This window comes from Type-F symbiont of Plautia stali (genome assembly GCF_059731105.1).
The window spans coordinates 3,007,897-3,023,534 of record NZ_AP035909.1; the positions used below are offsets into that span (position 1 = coordinate 3,007,897).

Annotated in this window: 14 protein-coding genes; 6 read left to right on the top strand and 8 right to left on the bottom strand. The window is 59.0% G+C overall.

What is annotated here, in order from left to right; genetic code table 11:
- Positions 1–72: 72 nt before the first annotated feature.
- The 3 genes from nudK to AC6I7A_RS14325 all read right to left on the bottom strand — a co-directional run bounded on the left by nudK (position 73) and on the right by AC6I7A_RS14325 (position 2,836).
- Positions 73–651 (bottom strand): GDP-mannose pyrophosphatase NudK, encoded by a 579-nt coding sequence (gene nudK / locus AC6I7A_RS14315; RefSeq protein WP_046102349.1) that lies wholly within the window; start codon positions 649–651, stop codon positions 73–75.
- A gap of 135 nt (positions 652–786) precedes the next feature.
- Positions 787–2,283 carry an L-asparagine permease gene (gene ansP / locus AC6I7A_RS14320; RefSeq protein WP_009088814.1) on the bottom strand — a complete coding sequence of 499 codons (1,497 nt, stop codon included), beginning with the start codon at positions 2,281–2,283 and terminating at the stop codon, positions 787–789.
- A gap of 280 nt (positions 2,284–2,563) precedes the next feature.
- Entirely contained in the window at positions 2,564–2,836 is a 273-nt protein-coding gene (locus tag AC6I7A_RS14325) for a YdgH/BhsA/McbA-like domain containing protein (RefSeq protein ID WP_058957421.1), read from the bottom strand.
- Positions 2,837–3,089: 253 nt separating this feature from the next.
- Between AC6I7A_RS14325 and narQ the strand changes: the two genes are divergently transcribed.
- The 3 genes from narQ to acrD all read left to right on the top strand — a co-directional run bounded on the left by narQ (position 3,090) and on the right by acrD (position 8,760).
- Positions 3,090–4,778, top strand: coding sequence for a nitrate/nitrite two-component system sensor histidine kinase NarQ (gene narQ, locus AC6I7A_RS14330; RefSeq protein WP_009088812.1), 1,689 nt, complete (start codon positions 3,090–3,092; stop codon positions 4,776–4,778).
- A gap of 68 nt (positions 4,779–4,846) precedes the next feature.
- Positions 4,847–5,476: a response regulator gene (locus AC6I7A_RS14335; RefSeq protein ID WP_058957420.1), complete on the top strand. Its 630-nt coding sequence runs from the start codon at positions 4,847–4,849 to the stop codon at positions 5,474–5,476.
- A 167-nt stretch (positions 5,477–5,643) separates the two neighbouring features.
- Positions 5,644–8,760 carry a multidrug efflux RND transporter permease AcrD gene (acrD, locus tag AC6I7A_RS14340; RefSeq protein ID WP_058957419.1) on the top strand — a complete coding sequence of 1,039 codons (3,117 nt, stop codon included), beginning with the start codon at positions 5,644–5,646 and terminating at the stop codon, positions 8,758–8,760.
- Positions 8,761–8,864: 104 nt separating this feature from the next.
- Here acrD and AC6I7A_RS14345 read toward each other — a convergent pair whose 3' ends face one another.
- Positions 8,865–9,026 carry a hypothetical protein gene (locus AC6I7A_RS14345; RefSeq protein WP_489753317.1) on the bottom strand — a complete coding sequence of 54 codons (162 nt, stop codon included), beginning with the start codon at positions 9,024–9,026 and terminating at the stop codon, positions 8,865–8,867.
- Between the two features lie 312 nt (positions 9,027–9,338).
- Here AC6I7A_RS14345 and AC6I7A_RS14350 point away from each other — a divergent pair, with 312 nt between their 5' ends.
- The 3 genes from AC6I7A_RS14350 to AC6I7A_RS14360 are packed head-to-tail and all read left to right on the top strand — an operon-like array spanning position 9,339 to position 11,047.
- Complete coding sequence (locus AC6I7A_RS14350; RefSeq protein ID WP_058957430.1) at positions 9,339–9,707, top strand: ArsC family reductase; 369 nt, start codon at positions 9,339–9,341, stop codon at positions 9,705–9,707.
- A 1-nt stretch (position 9,708) separates the two neighbouring features.
- Complete coding sequence (dapE, locus tag AC6I7A_RS14355; protein ID WP_009088806.1) at positions 9,709–10,836, top strand: succinyl-diaminopimelate desuccinylase; 1,128 nt, start codon at positions 9,709–9,711, stop codon at positions 10,834–10,836.
- A gap of 22 nt (positions 10,837–10,858) precedes the next feature.
- Positions 10,859–11,047 carry a YpfN family protein gene (locus AC6I7A_RS14360; protein WP_009088805.1) on the top strand — a complete coding sequence of 63 codons (189 nt, stop codon included), beginning with the start codon at positions 10,859–10,861 and terminating at the stop codon, positions 11,045–11,047.
- Between the two features lie 30 nt (positions 11,048–11,077).
- Here AC6I7A_RS14360 and ypfH read toward each other — a convergent pair whose 3' ends face one another.
- From ypfH to purC, 4 genes are all read right to left on the bottom strand, one after another.
- Positions 11,078–11,758: an esterase gene (ypfH, locus tag AC6I7A_RS14365; protein WP_009088803.1), complete on the bottom strand. Its 681-nt coding sequence runs from the start codon at positions 11,756–11,758 to the stop codon at positions 11,078–11,080.
- Positions 11,759–11,831: 73 nt separating this feature from the next.
- Positions 11,832–13,814, bottom strand: coding sequence for a tRNA(Met) cytidine acetyltransferase TmcA domain-containing protein (locus AC6I7A_RS14370; protein ID WP_058957418.1), 1,983 nt, complete (start codon positions 13,812–13,814; stop codon positions 11,832–11,834).
- Positions 13,814–14,677: a KPN_02809 family neutral zinc metallopeptidase gene (ypfJ, locus tag AC6I7A_RS14375; protein ID WP_009088799.1), complete on the bottom strand. Its 864-nt coding sequence runs from the start codon at positions 14,675–14,677 to the stop codon at positions 13,814–13,816. Before ypfJ ends, AC6I7A_RS14370 begins: the two co-directional genes overlap by 1 nt.
- A 130-nt stretch (positions 14,678–14,807) precedes the next feature.
- Entirely contained in the window at positions 14,808–15,521 is a 714-nt protein-coding gene (gene purC / locus AC6I7A_RS14380) for a phosphoribosylaminoimidazolesuccinocarboxamide synthase (protein WP_009088797.1), read from the bottom strand.
- Between the last annotated feature and the right edge of the window lie 117 nt (positions 15,522–15,638).

Consider the following 15,638-nt stretch of genomic DNA (forward strand, 5'->3'; position numbering starts at 1 on the left):
AGCGTGCATAACCTGGAGACAGTGTCCGCATTGCATCCCGGGCTGTCGCGCGGCGGGCCGTTCAGGGCACGATTATGGCGTCAGCCAGCCTGCGATACGGGCATGCTGCAGCAGCATAATAGTTTTACCGTCGCGAATGCGGCCATCGGCGACCATCGCCAGCGCATCCGGGAAGCGAAGCTCCAGTACATCAATCGACTCATCATCAACGCCCCCGCCCGCATTGTCACGCAGCGCGTCGTGATATTCCGCCGCGAAAAAGTGAATCAGCTCGGTCACGCCGCCCGGTGACATGTAGCAGCTATAAAGTTTTTCCACCTCACCCACGGCGTAGCCGGTCTCTTCGATGGCCTCTTTGCGGATGCAATCTTCCGGCGTGTCATCATCCAGCAAACCCGCGCAGGCTTCGATCAGCATGCCGCTGTCATTACCGTTGACGTAGGTGGCGATGCGAAACTGGCGCGTCAGCACCACACTGTTTTTTTCACGGTTATAGAGCAGGATGGTCGCCCCGTTGCCGCGGTCATAGACTTCACGCTTGTGGCGGATCACCTCACCCTGACGGTCGGTTATCTCATAGGTGTAGTTACGCAGCACAAACCAGTTTTCAGACAGGAGTTTATCTTTGATGATGTTGATCTTAAACGACATGCAGACTCCGCTACCGCATAAAGGGAGCCTTTCATCATAGGGGCAAGGAGGCGGGAAAACTATCCTAATTCACGGCGCCGGTTTGCGCCCAAAAAAAAGCCAGCCCGAAGGCTGGCCTGATGACGGCAATGGCGATCAGCGGGAGGATTCATCCGCCAGCTGGGTCGGCTTTGCCTCCTCTTCATGATGATCATGCTCGGTTTCGGCGATAGCGTTAACGCGCTTACGCACGCCAAACCATCCCAGCACCAGCACCACGGCAATCAGCGGAATAGAGGCGATGGTATAGGTGCCGTTCGGGTAGTCGAACGCCATCAGCACCAGCACGCTGAACAGGAACAGCAGGGTCAGCCAGGACGTAAACGGCGCGCCCGGCAGCTTGAAGCTCACATCATCCGCCTTGCCCTCTTTGATCGCCTTACGCAGACGCAGCTGGCAGACCACGATAAAGGCCCAGGAGGAGATAATGCCCAGTGAGGCGACGTTCAGGACGATCTCAAACACCTGTGACGGCACGTAGTAGTTAAGCACTACGCCAATGACATAAACGCCGATGGTGACCAGAATCCCGGCATACGGCACCTGCTGACCGTTCATCTTAGACATGAACTTCGGTGCAGAACCGCCCATCGACATGGAACGCAGGATACGTCCGGTCGAATAGAGTCCGGAGTTCAGGCTGGAGAGCGCCGCGCTCAGCACCACGATGTTCATGATGCTGCCGATGTAAGGTACACCCAGCTTTGAGAAGAAGGTCACGAACGGACTCTGACCGGCCTGATAGGCGTTCCACGGCAGCAGCAGCACCAGCAGGACCACCGAACCGACGTAGAACAGACCGATACGCCAGATCACGCTGTTAATGGCTTTCGGCAGCATGGTCTGCGGATCTTTACATTCGCCCGCCGCCGTTCCGACGAGTTCGATCGAGGCAAAGGCGAACACTACCCCCTGAATCAGCACCAGCGCAGGCAGTAAGCCGTGCGGGAAGATACCGCCGTTGTCGGTAATCAGATGGAAGCCGGTGCTGTTGCCATCCAGCGGTTTGCCGGTGCCAAGGAACACCACGCCCACCACGAGGAAGACCACGATGGCCAGCACTTTCACCAGCGCGAACCAGAACTCCATTTCGGCAAACCACTTCACGCCGATCATGTTCATGGTGCCAACAATCGCCAGCGCACCCAGGGCGAAGACCCACTGCGGCACATCACCAAACGCGCCCCAGTAGTGCATATAGAGCGCGACGGCGGTGATATCCACGATACCGGTCATGGCCCAGTTGACGAAATACATCCAGCCCGCCACATAGGAGGCTTTCTCGCCGAGGAACTCACGGGCATAAGAGACAAAGCTGCCGCTGCTGGGACGGTGTAACACCAGCTCACCCAGTGCACGCAGAATAAAGAAGGAGAAAATGCCACACACCAGATAGATGATGGCTAAGGCGGGGCCCGCAGCCTGCAAACGGCCACCTGCGCCCAGGAACAAACCGGTGCCGATGGCACCACCGATTGCGATCATCTGTACGTGCCGGTTACCCATAGCCTTCTGGTAGCCAGCGTCATGAGAATTGAGCCAGCGTCGTTTCGCAGCGCGCAACTCGCCTGGGGTTTTCTTTTTAGATTTCATAGCTTTCCTGTTTGTCCTGACCATCAGTCGTCGCTTCCCCCATGCAGGTGTCATGCCCTGAGTTATGGGGTATTTTCCTCTGTGCGCTTGCCTGTGAGTGAGTGCCAGGCAAGGCGGGAATTTACGGCGATGAATCCTACCCGTTATGCAGGAACGAAGCAAAATATACCGGGCGGATGCACAGGCTGATTTGTAAGAATCCGTCATGATGCACAAAAATAAAAAAACCGGCCATTTTCAGGCCGGTAAGAGCTACAGGGATGGAAACAGGAGGGTATAGCTAGCGATAAATCTCTGCGGTGCCGCTCCACAGGCTGGAGTCGCCTGGGTTATCTACGCCGATAACACGGTAGTGGCTGGCGCCCATCTCTTCCGCTTTTTGCGACAGATGGCGGCTGGCATCATCCAGCGAGCCTCGCACGCCGGAGACCGAGACGCTGCCGATGCTCTGCAGGTTCTGCGCCTGGGCCTGATCGACCGGTGCAGCAGCGAAAGTGGTAAATGAGGCGGTAGTCAGTAAGGCGCCCGCCAGAACAGCATTCAGTTTTTTCATGGGATGCTCCTTAATCTGTAATCGGGGGTAAGTCAGTGACTGGAAGAATTATTAGCGCTGCAATGAAAAGCAACATCGGGGTGGTGTAAAGCTGTTTGTTTTTTGACCACAGAACCGTCGTCGATCCTGGGAACTGTCAGTTGCGGTCATTTTTTGTTCTGTCCGACACGACGGGTGCGATAAACCGCAGCAGGATCATTTGCGTCAGGGGATTGCTCTTTTATAATCCCGCACTCACCACAGGGCCATTCATGTGATTGTTAAACGTTCCGTAACTCAAAGCATCGCGCAGGCGCTCAGTGCAATTGTCCTGCTGTCGCTGCTCACAACAGGTCTGGCCCTGGTCACGCTGCTCAGCAGTCAGCGCGACGCAGAGGCAATCAATCTGGCCGGTTCACTGCGTATGCAGAGTTACCGCATGGCCTGGGATGCCAGCCGTCAGCCGCAGAATCTGCCGCAACATCTGGCGCTCTATCAGCAGACGCTCGACTCCCCGGTGTTTCAGAAGCTGGATCGCCCCTGGGTTCCGCGTGAAGTCAGCACTCGCTATCAACGTCTGCGCGCCGCCTGGCCCGACCTGCAACAGCAGCTGCTGCAGGGCGATACCGTCACCTGGCAGCATCAGATCCCGGTTTACGTCGCCGAGATCGACCGCTTTGTGCTGGGCTTACAGCGTTACACCGAGCTGAAAATGCATCTGGTGGCGGGCAGCAGCCTGGTGGGGGTGATTGCGATTGTGGCACTGGCGCTGATGACGATTCGCTTTACCCGCCTGCAGGTGGTACGGCCTCTCAATGCGCTGGTCACCGCCAGTCGCTACGTTGAGAGCGGCAATTTTGCTTTTCCGCCGCTGCAGGTCGAACAGCAGAATGAGCTGCGGGTACTGTCTCACGCCTTTAGCGGCATGGCGGCACGCCTGCACTCGCACTATAAGCTGCTGGAAAGTACGGTGCGTGAAAAGACCGAAGATTTAACCCAGGCGAACCGCACCCTGTCTCTGCTCTATGACAGCTCACAGATGCTGACGGCCAGCCCGCTGCATCCGGCCCTGTTTGAAGCCGTCCTGAGCCGCGTGCTGACGCGTGAAAAACTGACGGCTATCCGGCTCGACAGCGATCAGTTTCAGTTCTGCGCCGGTGATGAAGAGGCCGGGGGTCAGTGGCAGCGGCTGCCGGTCCGGCAGGCCGACCAGCCGATGGGCGAGCTGCGCTGGCAGACAGCCGGTGCCTCTCCCCCGGATGAGCTGATGCGCAGCCTCGCGGCGATGCTCGGACGCGCTATCTGGATCTGGCAGGCGCAGCAGCAGTATCAGCAGATGCTGCTGATCGAAGAGCGCACCACCATCGCCCGTGAACTGCATGATTCGCTGGCGCAGTCGCTCTCCTTTTTACGCATTCAGCTGACCCTGCTGCGCCGCACCGTCGATAAAGAGGATAGCGCAGCGCACACTATCATTGCCGACTTCGATCGGGCGCTGGCTGATGCCTACCGGCAGCTGCGTGAACTGCTGACCACCTTCCGCCTGACCATTGAGCAGGCAGATCTGGTCGCGGCGATGCAGGCGATGATCGCCTCGCTGCAGGAGAAGAGTGGCGCAGAGATACAGTTTCACTATCAGACCGGGCTGCTGAGTCTGGAAGCGCAGCAGCAGGTGCATGTATTGCAGATCGCCCGAGAGGCGCTGCTGAACGCGATACGTCACGCCAGCGCAGAGGTCATCCGGGTGGAGTATCAGCACAGTGAAAAAGGTGAGCACTTACTGACGATTACGGACGACGGTGTGGGCATGAACAGCACCGACGAACCCCCCGGCCACTATGGCCTGACCATTATGGCGGAACGCGCTCAGCGCCTGGGCGGCAACCTGACCATCCACGCGCAACCGCGGGGCACCCGGGTCGAACTGCGCTTTCCGCCGCAGCCTGCCCGCCCGCTGGAGTAACGGGCCGCCGCCTGGTTTACTCGCCAGAACAGACTGTCGGTTTCACTGAACCGATAAACGGAGAGACTATGCAACAACCCGCATTAACCCTGATGATTGTGGATGACCACCCGCTGATGCGTCGCGGTATTCGTCAGCTGCTGGCGCTGGAGCCGCAACTGACGGTGGTCGCCGAAGCGAATAACGGCACAGAGGCGCTGGCCGAGGCGCGCCGTCAGGAGCCCGACATCATTCTGCTCGACCTGAATATGAAAGGCATGTCCGGGCTGGACACGCTGAAGGCGCTGCGCCATGAAGGGATCAGCGCCCGCATTCTGGTGCTGACCGTTTCTGATGCCCGCAGTGACATTTTTGCGATGGTGGATGCCGGTGCCGATGGCTATCTGCTCAAGGACAGCGAACCGGAGATCCTGCTGGCGCATATTCTGCAGGCTTCGCGTGGCGAAAAAGTCTTCAGTGAAGGCGTCGCCAGCTATCTGACGAATCGCCAGCACAGCGCCGATCCGCTGCGTCAGCTCACCGATCGCGAGCGGGATGTGCTGCAGGAGGTCGCGCGCGGCCTGTCGAACAAAGAGATTGCCGCTATTCTGCACATCTCGGAAGAGACGGTAAAAGTGCATATCCGTAATCTGCTGCGCAAGCTGGATGTGCGTTCGCGCGTCGCCGCCACGGTGATGTGGCTGGAAAGCCGCAAATAGCCAACGAATTTACACTTTCTCCTCAATTTCTCCACGATTTCCCCCGCTGCCGCACGTAGAGTGAATGGCGGCGGCGAATCGTGGCAAAGCACATCCGATTTGTCTGTCAGTGCGCCCGTAGCGGGCAGGCCTGGTCGATTTTAACTGTCGTGAGGAGTGTCGGTTTAATGTCGAATTTCTTTATCGACCGCCCCATCTTTGCCTGGGTGCTGGCGATTCTGCTGTGCCTGTGCGGCACGCTGTCGATCAGGTCACTGCCCATTGAGCAGTACCCCGACCTGGCCCCGCCCAATGTCCGCATTACCGCTAACTATCCGGGCGCATCGGCCCAGACGCTGGAAAATACGGTCACCCAGGTGATCGAGCAGAACATGACCGGCATCGATAACCTGATGTACATGTCCTCCAACAGCAGCAACACCGGCCAGGCGCAAATCACCCTCACCTTTACCGCCGGAACCGATCCTGATGAAGCGCGTCAGCAGGTGCAGAACCAGTTGCAGTCTGCGCTGCGCAAATTGCCACAGGCGGTGCAGTCACAGGGCGTCACGGTGAACAAAACCGGTGACAGTAACATTCTGATGGTGGCTTTCGTCTCCACCGACGGCAGCATGGATAAGCAGGATATTGCAGACTATGTCGCCAGCAACATTCAGGACCCCCTGAGCCGCATTGATGGCGTCGGCCAGGTGGACGCCTACGGCTCGCAATATGCCATGCGCATCTGGCTCGATCCCAACAAGCTGATCGCCTATGCCCTGACCACCGGGGATGTGGTCAGCGCTATTCAGTCGCAGAACACCCAGGTTGCCGTGGGTCAGGTCGGAGGCCTGCCCTCGGTGGAGAAGCAGGCGCTGAACGCCACGGTCAATGCGCAGTCGATGCTGCAGACCCCGGAGCAGTTCCGGGCCATCACCCTGAAGAACAATCCTGACGGTTCCGTGGTGACGCTGGGCGATGTCGCCAGCGTGGCGCTGGGGGCGGAGAAATATGATTATCTGAGCCGCTACAATGGTCAGCCCGCCTCGGGGCTGGGGGTAAAGCTCGCCTCCGGCGCCAACGAGATGAACACCGATAAGCTGGTGCGGGCGCGCATTGAGGAGCTGTCGCACTACTTCCCGCACGGGCTGGAAGCAAAAGTGGCCTATGAAACTTCGCCGTTCGTTAAAGCGTCAATTACCGATGTGGTGAAGACGCTGCTGGAGGCGATCGTGCTGGTGTTTGGCGTGATGTATCTGTTCATGCAGAATTTTCGCGCCACCCTCATTCCGACCATTGCAGTGCCGGTGGTGCTGTTTGGCACCTTCAGCGTGCTCTACGCCTGCGGATTCAGCATCAACACCCTGACCATGTTTGCCATGGTGCTGGCGATCGGGTTACTGGTGGATGATGCCATCGTGGTGGTGGAAAACGTGGAACGTATCATGCGCGAAGAGGGACTCTCGCCGCGGGCCGCCACCGGGAAATCGATGGGCCAGATTCAGGGCGCGCTGGTCGGTATCGCGCTGGTGCTGTCAGCCGTGTTTGTGCCGATGGCATTTTTTGGCGGAACCGTCGGCGCGATTTACCGTCAGTTCTCCATCACCATCGTGTCGGCGATGGTGCTGTCGGTGCTGGTGGCGATGATCCTGACGCCGGCACTCTGCGCCACGCTGCTCAGGCCGGTGGCACAGGGCGAACAGCATGCGGCGCGCGGCTTTTTTGGCTGGTTCAATCGTCACTTCAACCGCAATGCTGAGCGCTATGAGCGCGGGGTCGCGGCGATTCTGCGCCGCGGCGGTCGCTGGCTGCTGCTCTATCTCGGCCTTATCGGCCTGATGGCCTTTCTGTTTCTGCGCCTGCCCACCTCGTTTCTGCCGCTGGAAGATCGCGGCGTATTCCTGACGCAGGTGCAGCTGCCGGCGGGCTCGACGCTGGAGCAGACCGCTCGCGTGGTCGCCAGGGTGGAGCACTACTATCTGACTCAGGAGAAAGCGAACGTACTGTCGGTCTTCTCCACCATCGGTGCAGGCCCGGGCGGCAACGGACAGAACGTCGCGCGTCTGTTTGTGCGGCTGAAAAACTGGGAGGAGCGGCCCGGTGACGATCGCACCTCCTTTGCGATTATCGAGCGCGCGACCAGAGCTTTTCAGCAGATCAAAGAGGGCCGGGTGATAGCCAGCAGTCCCCCCGCGATTACCGGTATGGGCAGCAGTTCCGGCTTTGACCTGCAGCTGCAGGATCACGGTGGCATCGGTCATACCCAGCTGATGGCGATGCGTGACAGGCTGCTGGAGATGGCGGGCAACGATAAGGCGCTGTCGCGGGTGCGGCACAATGGCCTGGATGACAGCCCGCAGTTGCAGATCGATGTGGATGCGCGCAAAGCGCAGGCGCTGGGCGTGTCACTGGATACCATCAACGACACCCTGACCACCGCGTGGGGCTCCAGCTATGTCAACGATTTTCTGGATCGCGGCCGGGTGAAAAAGGTCTATGTTCAGGCCGCCGCTCCGTTCCGCATGCTGCCGGACGACATTGACAAATGGTATGTCCGCAACAGCAGCGGCAAAATGGTGCCCTTCTCCGCCTTTGCCACCAGCCGCTGGGAGACCGGTTCGCCACGCCTTGAGCGTTATAACGGCTACTCCTCGCTGGAGATCGTGGGCGAAGCCGCCAGTGGCGTGAGCAGCGGCGCTGCCATGGATGAGATGGAGAAGCTGGTTAACGCCCTGCCGCTGGGTGTCGGCTTCCAGTGGAGTGGCGCCTCTTATCAGGAGCGCCTCTCCGGCTCACAGGCCCCGGCGCTCTATGCCATTTCGCTGCTGGTGGTCTTTCTCTGCCTGGCCGCGCTCTATGAGAGCTGGTCGATTCCTTTCTCGGTGATGCTGGTGGTACCGCTCGGCGTCGTCGGAGCGCTGATCGCCACCTGGCTGCGCGGGCTGGAAAATGATGTCTATTTTCAGGTGGGCCTGCTGACGGTGATCGGCCTGTCGGCGAAAAACGCCATCCTGATTGTCGAGTTTGCCAGTGAGATGAACAGTAAAGGGCGTGAGCTGGTGGAGTCTACGCTGGAGGCGTCGCGTCAGCGCCTGCGGCCCATCATCATGACGTCACTGGCCTTTATCTTTGGCGTGCTGCCTATGGCGATCAGCAGCGGAGCAGGCTCCGGCAGCCAGCATGCTGTGGGAACCGGCGTGATGGGCGGCATGATCTCCGCGACGCTGCTGGCGATCTATTTCGTGCCGCTGTTCTTTGTGCTGGTACGCCGTCGCTTCCCGCTGAAAGAGAAGCCGCATGACTGAATGCGGAACCAATAAAAAGCGGCCCCTGAGATCAGCGGCCGCCTTATTTCTGTGTGTGGTAAGAATGTCAGCAAGCGGGAATGTCCTGCTTTAATCTCCACGTGTTACTTGTTGCGTAACATCGCTTCGATGAATTCTTTCCAGGTTCCCATTTCAGTGTCAATCATAATGCCCTCTCTTATTGTGCTGGCAATATTACGCGTTTTTTTTCGCCAGGTGAATACGTTTACACCTGTTATCACTATCGGCAGCAGCGATGAAAACATGAATATTGCGGATTTTGTAAGCTGACGCACATTTCAGCAACCTCCTAACTACGCAGGAAATATTTCGCGATTAACCCAGCGGTAGACGATTTTTTCAACATGGCGAAATTCTTAATCGCGAAATGATGAGCAGGGTAATGATTGCCCGCTGAATTGATAGCGTTTACCCGGGGGGAAATGATCCTCTGCCTGAGGCTCGCTTTACGCACGATCAGCCGTCAGGGCAGATGCCGCAACGGATCACACTATGCTAAACTCGCGCTTTGGCTGCTTTTTCAGCTTAACGCGCTTCATAACAATAAGGATCAGGCGATGTGCACGCAGTGGGTGATGTTCGGGATAAAAAATTGCGACACCATAAAAAAAGCCCGGCGCTTTTTAACAGATGCAGGCGTTGATTATCACTTTCACGATTACCGGGCCGATGGCCTGAGCGATGCACTGCTGCAGGAATTTATCGATGCGCTGGGCTACGAAGCCCTGCTCAATACCCGCGGCACCACCTGGCGTAAACTGCCCGAGGCTGACCGCGACGCCGTGACCGATGCCCGCAGTGCCAAAGCGCTGATGCTGGCGCATCCCGCCATGATTAAGCGTCCGCTGTTGCGCGCCCCGGATGGCAGCCTGCTCGCCGGTTTCAACGAAGCCACCTATCAGAATGCTATTCAGGAGAAGCCATAATATGTTTTGCCCGGTCATTGAGCTGACGCAGCAGCTTATTCGTCGTCCCTCTCTCAGCCCCGATGATGCCGGATGTCAGGCTTTGCTGATCGCCCGTCTTGAAGCCATTGGCTTTCAGATTGAGACGATGAACATCGACGATACCCTGAACTTCTGGGCCACCCGTGGCGAAGGGGAAACGCTGGCGTTTGCCGGTCACACCGATGTGGTGCCGCCGGGCGATGCCAGCCGCTGGATTAACCCGCCGTTTGAACCTACCATCCGCGACGGCATGCTGTTTGGTCGCGGTGCGGCCGACATGAAAGGATCGCTGGCGGCCATGGTCGTCGCGGCCGAGCGTTTTGTGGCAGCCCGTCCCCATCACAGAGGGCGACTCGCCTTTCTGATCACCTCTGACGAAGAGGCCAGCGGTGCCAACGGCACGGTCAAAGTGGTGGAACGGCTGATGGCGCGCCGGGAACGCCTCGACTACTGCCTGGTCGGTGAGCCTTCCAGCACCGAAGTAGTGGGTGACGTGGTGAAAAATGGCCGACGCGGCTCGATCACCGCCAACCTGATGGTACATGGCGTGCAGGGTCACGTTGCCTATCCGCATCTGGCTGACAACCCGGTTCACCGCGCGATGCCTGCCCTGAATGAGCTGGTGGCGACAGAGTGGGATCAGGGTAATGAGTTCTTCCCGGCCACCAGTATGCAGATTGCCAACGTCCAGGCGGGCACCGGCAGCAACAATGTGATCCCCGGCGAGCTGTTTGTGCAGTTCAACTTCCGCTTCAGCACCGAACTCACCGATGAGATGATCCGCCAGCGGGTCGCAGAACTGCTGGATCGTCACCAGCTGCGTTACACCATTGAGTGGAAGCTTTCAGGTCAGCCCTTCCTGACCTCACGCGGAAAGCTGGTTGATGCCGTCGTGAAAGCGGTAGCGCACTATAATGAAATTAAGCCGCAGCTGCTGACGACGGGCGGCACCTCCGATGGCCGGTTTATCGCCCGGATGGGGGCGCAGGTGGTGGAACTGGGGCCGGTGAATGCCACCATTCATAAAATCAATGAGTGTGTGAAAGCTTCCGACCTGCAGATGCTAAGCCGGATGTACCAACGCATCATGGAACAACTGATCGCCTGATGGCGATGTTAAGGAGCAGCAAATGGAATTTATCAAAGATTACTGGTGGATCCTGGTGATCCTGCTGATGGTTGGCGTGCTGATGAATGTCTATAAAGATCTGAAACGGATCGACCATAAAAAATTCATGGATAACAAACCTGACCTGCCGCCCCACCGTGACTTTAACGATAAGTGGGATGACGAAGACGACTGGCCGAAGAAGAAGTAACGAAAATGCCCCTGCTCTGCAGGGGCATTTTTACATCATCGCAATGACATCATCGTCACCGGGTTTTGCCCCGCTTAACGCTTCATCGAAGTAGCGTTTTGGCACCGTGTAGCGCAGATGATTCAGCGCCAGCGTCATGCTGCGGTCATCAATAGCGTGCGCCAGATCGTCGACGATATCGAGCGTGACGTCGCCCCCGCTGGCGGTGAGTCGCTGCTCCGCCTGCTGCGCATGAAACACCGGAATCTGCTCATCATAATCACCGTGGATCAGGTGAACCGTGGTACGGGTGCTGGCTTTCTCCGGCAGGGTAATAAACCGGCCGTTGAACACCACCGCGCGACCGGCCAGATCGGAATGGGCTTTTACCCCTTCCAGCACCATACTGCCGCCCTGGGAAAAACCGATTAACGCCGTTGCTTCCGGGCGCACACCGCTTTTTTTCTGCCAGTGACGCACAGATTCCACAAACTGTGGCATCGCCGCGTTAACCCGCTGCTGTAGCGTCATATCGTGCAGTTCAGCCTCGCTGAACCACTGACGGCCCGCAGCCGGCGAGCCAACAGAAACCACCAGCGCCTCAGGAAATGTCCGGGCAAACCAGCTGCCAATCTCACCCATAGAATCCGGGTTATCGCCTACGCCATGGTAGAGCAGAAACAGCTGAGCCGTGGTGGCAGGCTGTTGAACGATTACATATTTCAGTGTCATAGTGACCTCCGTTATTCACTCTACGCCAGCTGGCAAAGAATGATATGAGGATTATTTGAACCCGCTGGTCGAATTATTTCAACGACGGGTGCAGCGCATCCTGCCGAATGCCCAGACTTTCCAGGGCGGCTGCCGCCTGCTGACGCAGTACCGAAATCAGCGCCTTGCGTCCGCTTATGCCCGCCTGGTGTGCCAGCCCGCTTAACGCATCCGGTGTGCTTACCGCTGCGGCCAGCAGTGAGTCTGGTGCCGCACTGGCCGCCACCAGACGCTGCAACACCGGCAGGCTCGCTTCCAGTGGGCGCTGCGCCCAGGCAAAACCCGCGGCCAGCGGGATGTCCTGCGCACGCCATCCATCATCACACCTCGCCTCAAACTGCAGCTCCAGCGCGATGTGCTGACGCAGCAGCGGCCAGTCACGCGCCAGCTGTTCTGCCGCGCGACGCTGCAATGCCTCGCCGGCTGCAGAACAGGGCAGGATGGCCATCGCCGCATAACAGCCGCTGCTGGCCTCACGCTGACTGCCAATCCGTACCAGCGTAAAACCACAGGCGCGCCAGAATGACCAGAGAGATTCAGTGTAGCCGAAGCTGACCGAGAGGTAGTCGCGATCGGCGGCGGCGCGGGCGGCGGCGGCCACGAGCTGCTGTCCCATCCCCCGACTGCGGCTCTCCGCCGCCACGGCAATCCGGCTGATGCGCAGCGAGCGCAGGATCGCCGCCTCAGCCAGACCCGCGTGTGCGGCCAGCGACTGCGCCACCAGATTGCCGCGCGGTCGCCGGGTGCCTGCCCAGACCGCCTGCGCCAGGGCGGGCTCCAGCCCGCCCTCCTCCACCAGCCAGAGCGCCCCCTGCAGACCCGGCGGCTCCCCTGCCCGCCACAGCTGCATACCCGGTGCATCCAGCAGGCGGCGCAGATCGAGCGGCGAGGTGCGGTAATGCGCGCTGGTCAGCAGACGATAGGCGGCCTCCAGCATGGAGAAATCGTGACGCGGGACCGGGTGTGGCGTCACGGCAGAAGCGGGCGTGGTGGCAGCGGCATCCTCAAACAGCAGCGCCGCATTCAGCCACTGCTCCAGCGGATCGTGACGCGACCAGCGCAGCGGCTCATCCAGCGTGAAGTAGCGTGCCTGCGGCAGCCCGGCACAGAATTTAAGGATAAACCCGCGCCCGCTCCCCTCGTAGCCCTGCACGGTGGTAGTCAGCAGGACGCGGGGATAGCGGCTGACCAGCGCCTGCAGCAGCGGAGCCGGGATGGCCGCCGCTTCATCCACAATTAGCCACGACGCCCCTGGCACGGGATCCGACGCCAGCAGAGCATCCGGGGCCATAAAATGGAAAGCCTCAGCAGCAAAGGCCGCCAGCACTTCCGTGGAGGCTCTGGCCGGGGCGGTCACCAGACACTGCCCGTTCTGCCGGGCCAGCATGCCCGCCAGCGCCGATTTGCCCCGTCCGCGGGCGGCGGTCAGGACCGCGACGCCAGAAGGCATCGTCGCCAGCTGATCGAGTATCGTCTGCTGCTGTTGCGGTGCCTGACAGTGCCAGTGCGGCCAGTCCGGTGGGGGCGGAAAACGGTCAGGCTGATGCTGACGCACCAGCAGCACCTGCTTATCGCCGATGATCAGCTGTTGCAGGTGGCGAACAAAACCGGGCGTCGCGATCGGTTCCGCAACATCTGCCCAGCGCAGGCTATCGGCGTCAGGCTGCTGCGACCACTGCCCCCAGGGCGGCACCAGCAGTAACAGCCAGCTACCGGCGCTGAGCGTCCCCGCCAGCGCAGCGAAAGCCTCGGCATGAAAGCCCTGTCGGGCGTCAAAAATGGCGTGATGAAACTCGCGGCCAAGCAGCGTTCGCAGCGCTCCGGGCGGTTTATGCGGTTCGGGAGCATCAGAGGAACCTGTAAACAGCGGTTCAGGACTCACCTGCAGCCAGTCGCCCGGGAGCATTTCACGCCACTCTGCGGCCCGCCTCACACACCAGGCCGGATCGCCGCTGATCACCGCCAGACGACGGACACCGGACTGCTGCATTAGCTGCGTCTGCTGTGGCAGAGACATCAGTTGCTGGCGAAGGTGTTGCACTGTCCCGGATCGCCACCATCAAATCCGCGCTTGAACCAGGTGTAGCGCTGCTCAGAGGTGCCGTGGGTAAAGCTGTCCGGCACCACGCGCCCCTGGCCTTTCTGCTGCAGACGATCATCACCAATCGCCTCGGCAGCATTCAGCGCCTCCTGCAGATCGCCCGCTTCCAGGATGTTTTCCTTCTGCATGTAGTGTCCCCAGACACCGGCAAAACAGTCCGCCTGCAGTTCCATTTTGACGGAGAGCTGATTGACCTGTGTCTGGCTGGCGCCCTGCTGCATTTCACGCACTTTTGGCTCAATGCCCAGCAGCTTCTGCACGTGGTGACCCACTTCATGGGCGACCACGTACCCCTGAGCAAAGTCTCCGCCCGCGCCCAGTTTCGTCTTCATCTCGTCGTAGAAGGAGAGGTCAATGTAGACGGTCTGGTCAGCAGGACAGTAAAACGGTCCCATCACGGACTGGCCGGTGCCACAGCCGGTGCGGGTTGCGCCGCGATACATCACCAGCTTCGGGGCCACATACTGCTTGTTCATCTGCTGGAACAGTTTGCCCCAGGTATCCTCAGTGGTAGCCAGAATCACCTTCGTGAATTTCGCCGCCTCATCATCATTGGCGCTGACGCTGCGCTGCTGCTGACTGGTCGGTGCCACGTCGCCGCCGGTCAGCAGTCCGGTAAGGTCGTAACCGTAATAGCCTGCTACCGCCACCACAATCAGCAGCACGATGCCGCCTTTGCCACGTGGCAGACGAATCTGGCGTCCGCCGCCGCCAAAACCGGATGACTGATCGCGACGGTCCTCTACATTGTCGCTCTCGCGACGCCCTTGCCAGCGCATGCTCTACTCCCTTTGATAATCTTCAGATGGCATGATTTTAGTTGTGCGACGAAGCAATCACCAGCTTTACGCCAAAATGAAAAAAGGAGAGCCGGGGCTCTCCTTTTTATGTTCTGCACGGTCGTCAGACTCAGTCGAGTTTAACGCCCAGTCGCTGTGCCACCGCCTCATAGGCTTCCACTACACCCCCCAGGCTCTGGCGGAAACGGTCTTTGTCCATTTTATCCAGCGTCTCTTTGTCCCACAGGCGCGCACCGTCCGGGGAAAACTCATCGCCCAGCGTCACTTCACCGTTGAACAGACCAAACTCCAGTTTGAAGTCGACCAGAATCAGACCTGCCTCGTCGAACAGCTTGCTCAGCACCTCGTTAGCTTTAAAGGTCAGCTCCTGCATCCGCGCCAGGTTCTGTTTACTGACCCAGCCAAAGGTTTCGCAGTAGGATTCGTTGACCATCGGGTCATGCTTTGCATCATCTTTCAGGAAAAGATCAAACAGCGGCGGATTAAGCACCATGCCCTCTTCGACGCCCAGACGTTTTACCAGCGATCCTGCGGCGCGGTTACGCACCACACACTCTACTGGTACCATCTCCAGCTTCTTGACCAGCGCCTCATTATCGGACAGCAGCGCTTCCATCTGGGTCGGGATACCCGCTTCCTGCAATTTGGTCATGATGAAGTGGTTAAACTTATTGTTAACCATTCCCTTACGATCAAACTGCTCGATTCGGGCGCCATCACCTGCTGACGTATCGTTGCGGAATTCGAGTATCAGCAGATCCGGGTTATCGGTGCTGTATACGGTTTTCGCTTTACCGCGATACAACTCAGCTCGCTTTTGCATCTTGTTCACTCCAGACTTGAAATAACGGGTGTTCAGCGGCCAGCGCCGCTGCGGCGATTGCCTTGACGCAATCGTTTACTTCGCCGCGCGCTATTATGCCAAAAACAAAATAAAAAG

Excerpts from the sequence above, each read along its gene's own strand:
- nudK (WP_046102349.1), bottom strand. The coding sequence starts at position 651 with ATGTCGTTTAAGATCAACATCATCAAAGATAAACTCCTGTCTGAAAAC.
- ansP (WP_009088814.1), bottom strand. The coding sequence starts at position 2,283 with ATGAAATCTAAAAAGAAAACCCCAGGCGAGTTGCGCGCTGCGAAACGA.
- AC6I7A_RS14325 (WP_058957421.1), bottom strand. The coding sequence starts at position 2,836 with ATGAAAAAACTGAATGCTGTTCTGGCGGGCGCCTTACTGACTACCGCC.
- AC6I7A_RS14335 (WP_058957420.1), top strand. The coding sequence starts at position 4,847 with ATGCAACAACCCGCATTAACCCTGATGATTGTGGATGACCACCCGCTG.
- acrD (WP_058957419.1), top strand. The coding sequence starts at position 5,644 with ATGTCGAATTTCTTTATCGACCGCCCCATCTTTGCCTGGGTGCTGGCG.
- AC6I7A_RS14345 (WP_489753317.1), bottom strand. The coding sequence starts at position 9,026 with ATGTTTTCATCGCTGCTGCCGATAGTGATAACAGGTGTAAACGTATTC.
- AC6I7A_RS14350 (WP_058957430.1), top strand. The coding sequence starts at position 9,339 with ATGTGCACGCAGTGGGTGATGTTCGGGATAAAAAATTGCGACACCATA.
- dapE (WP_009088806.1), top strand. The coding sequence starts at position 9,709 with ATGTTTTGCCCGGTCATTGAGCTGACGCAGCAGCTTATTCGTCGTCCC.
- AC6I7A_RS14360 (WP_009088805.1), top strand. The coding sequence starts at position 10,859 with ATGGAATTTATCAAAGATTACTGGTGGATCCTGGTGATCCTGCTGATG.
- ypfH (WP_009088803.1), bottom strand. The coding sequence starts at position 11,758 with ATGACACTGAAATATGTAATCGTTCAACAGCCTGCCACCACGGCTCAG.
- AC6I7A_RS14370 (WP_058957418.1), bottom strand. The coding sequence starts at position 13,814 with ATGTCTCTGCCACAGCAGACGCAGCTAATGCAGCAGTCCGGTGTCCGT.
- ypfJ (WP_009088799.1), bottom strand. The coding sequence starts at position 14,677 with ATGCGCTGGCAAGGGCGTCGCGAGAGCGACAATGTAGAGGACCGTCGC.
- purC (WP_009088797.1), bottom strand. The coding sequence starts at position 15,521 with ATGCAAAAGCGAGCTGAGTTGTATCGCGGTAAAGCGAAAACCGTATAC.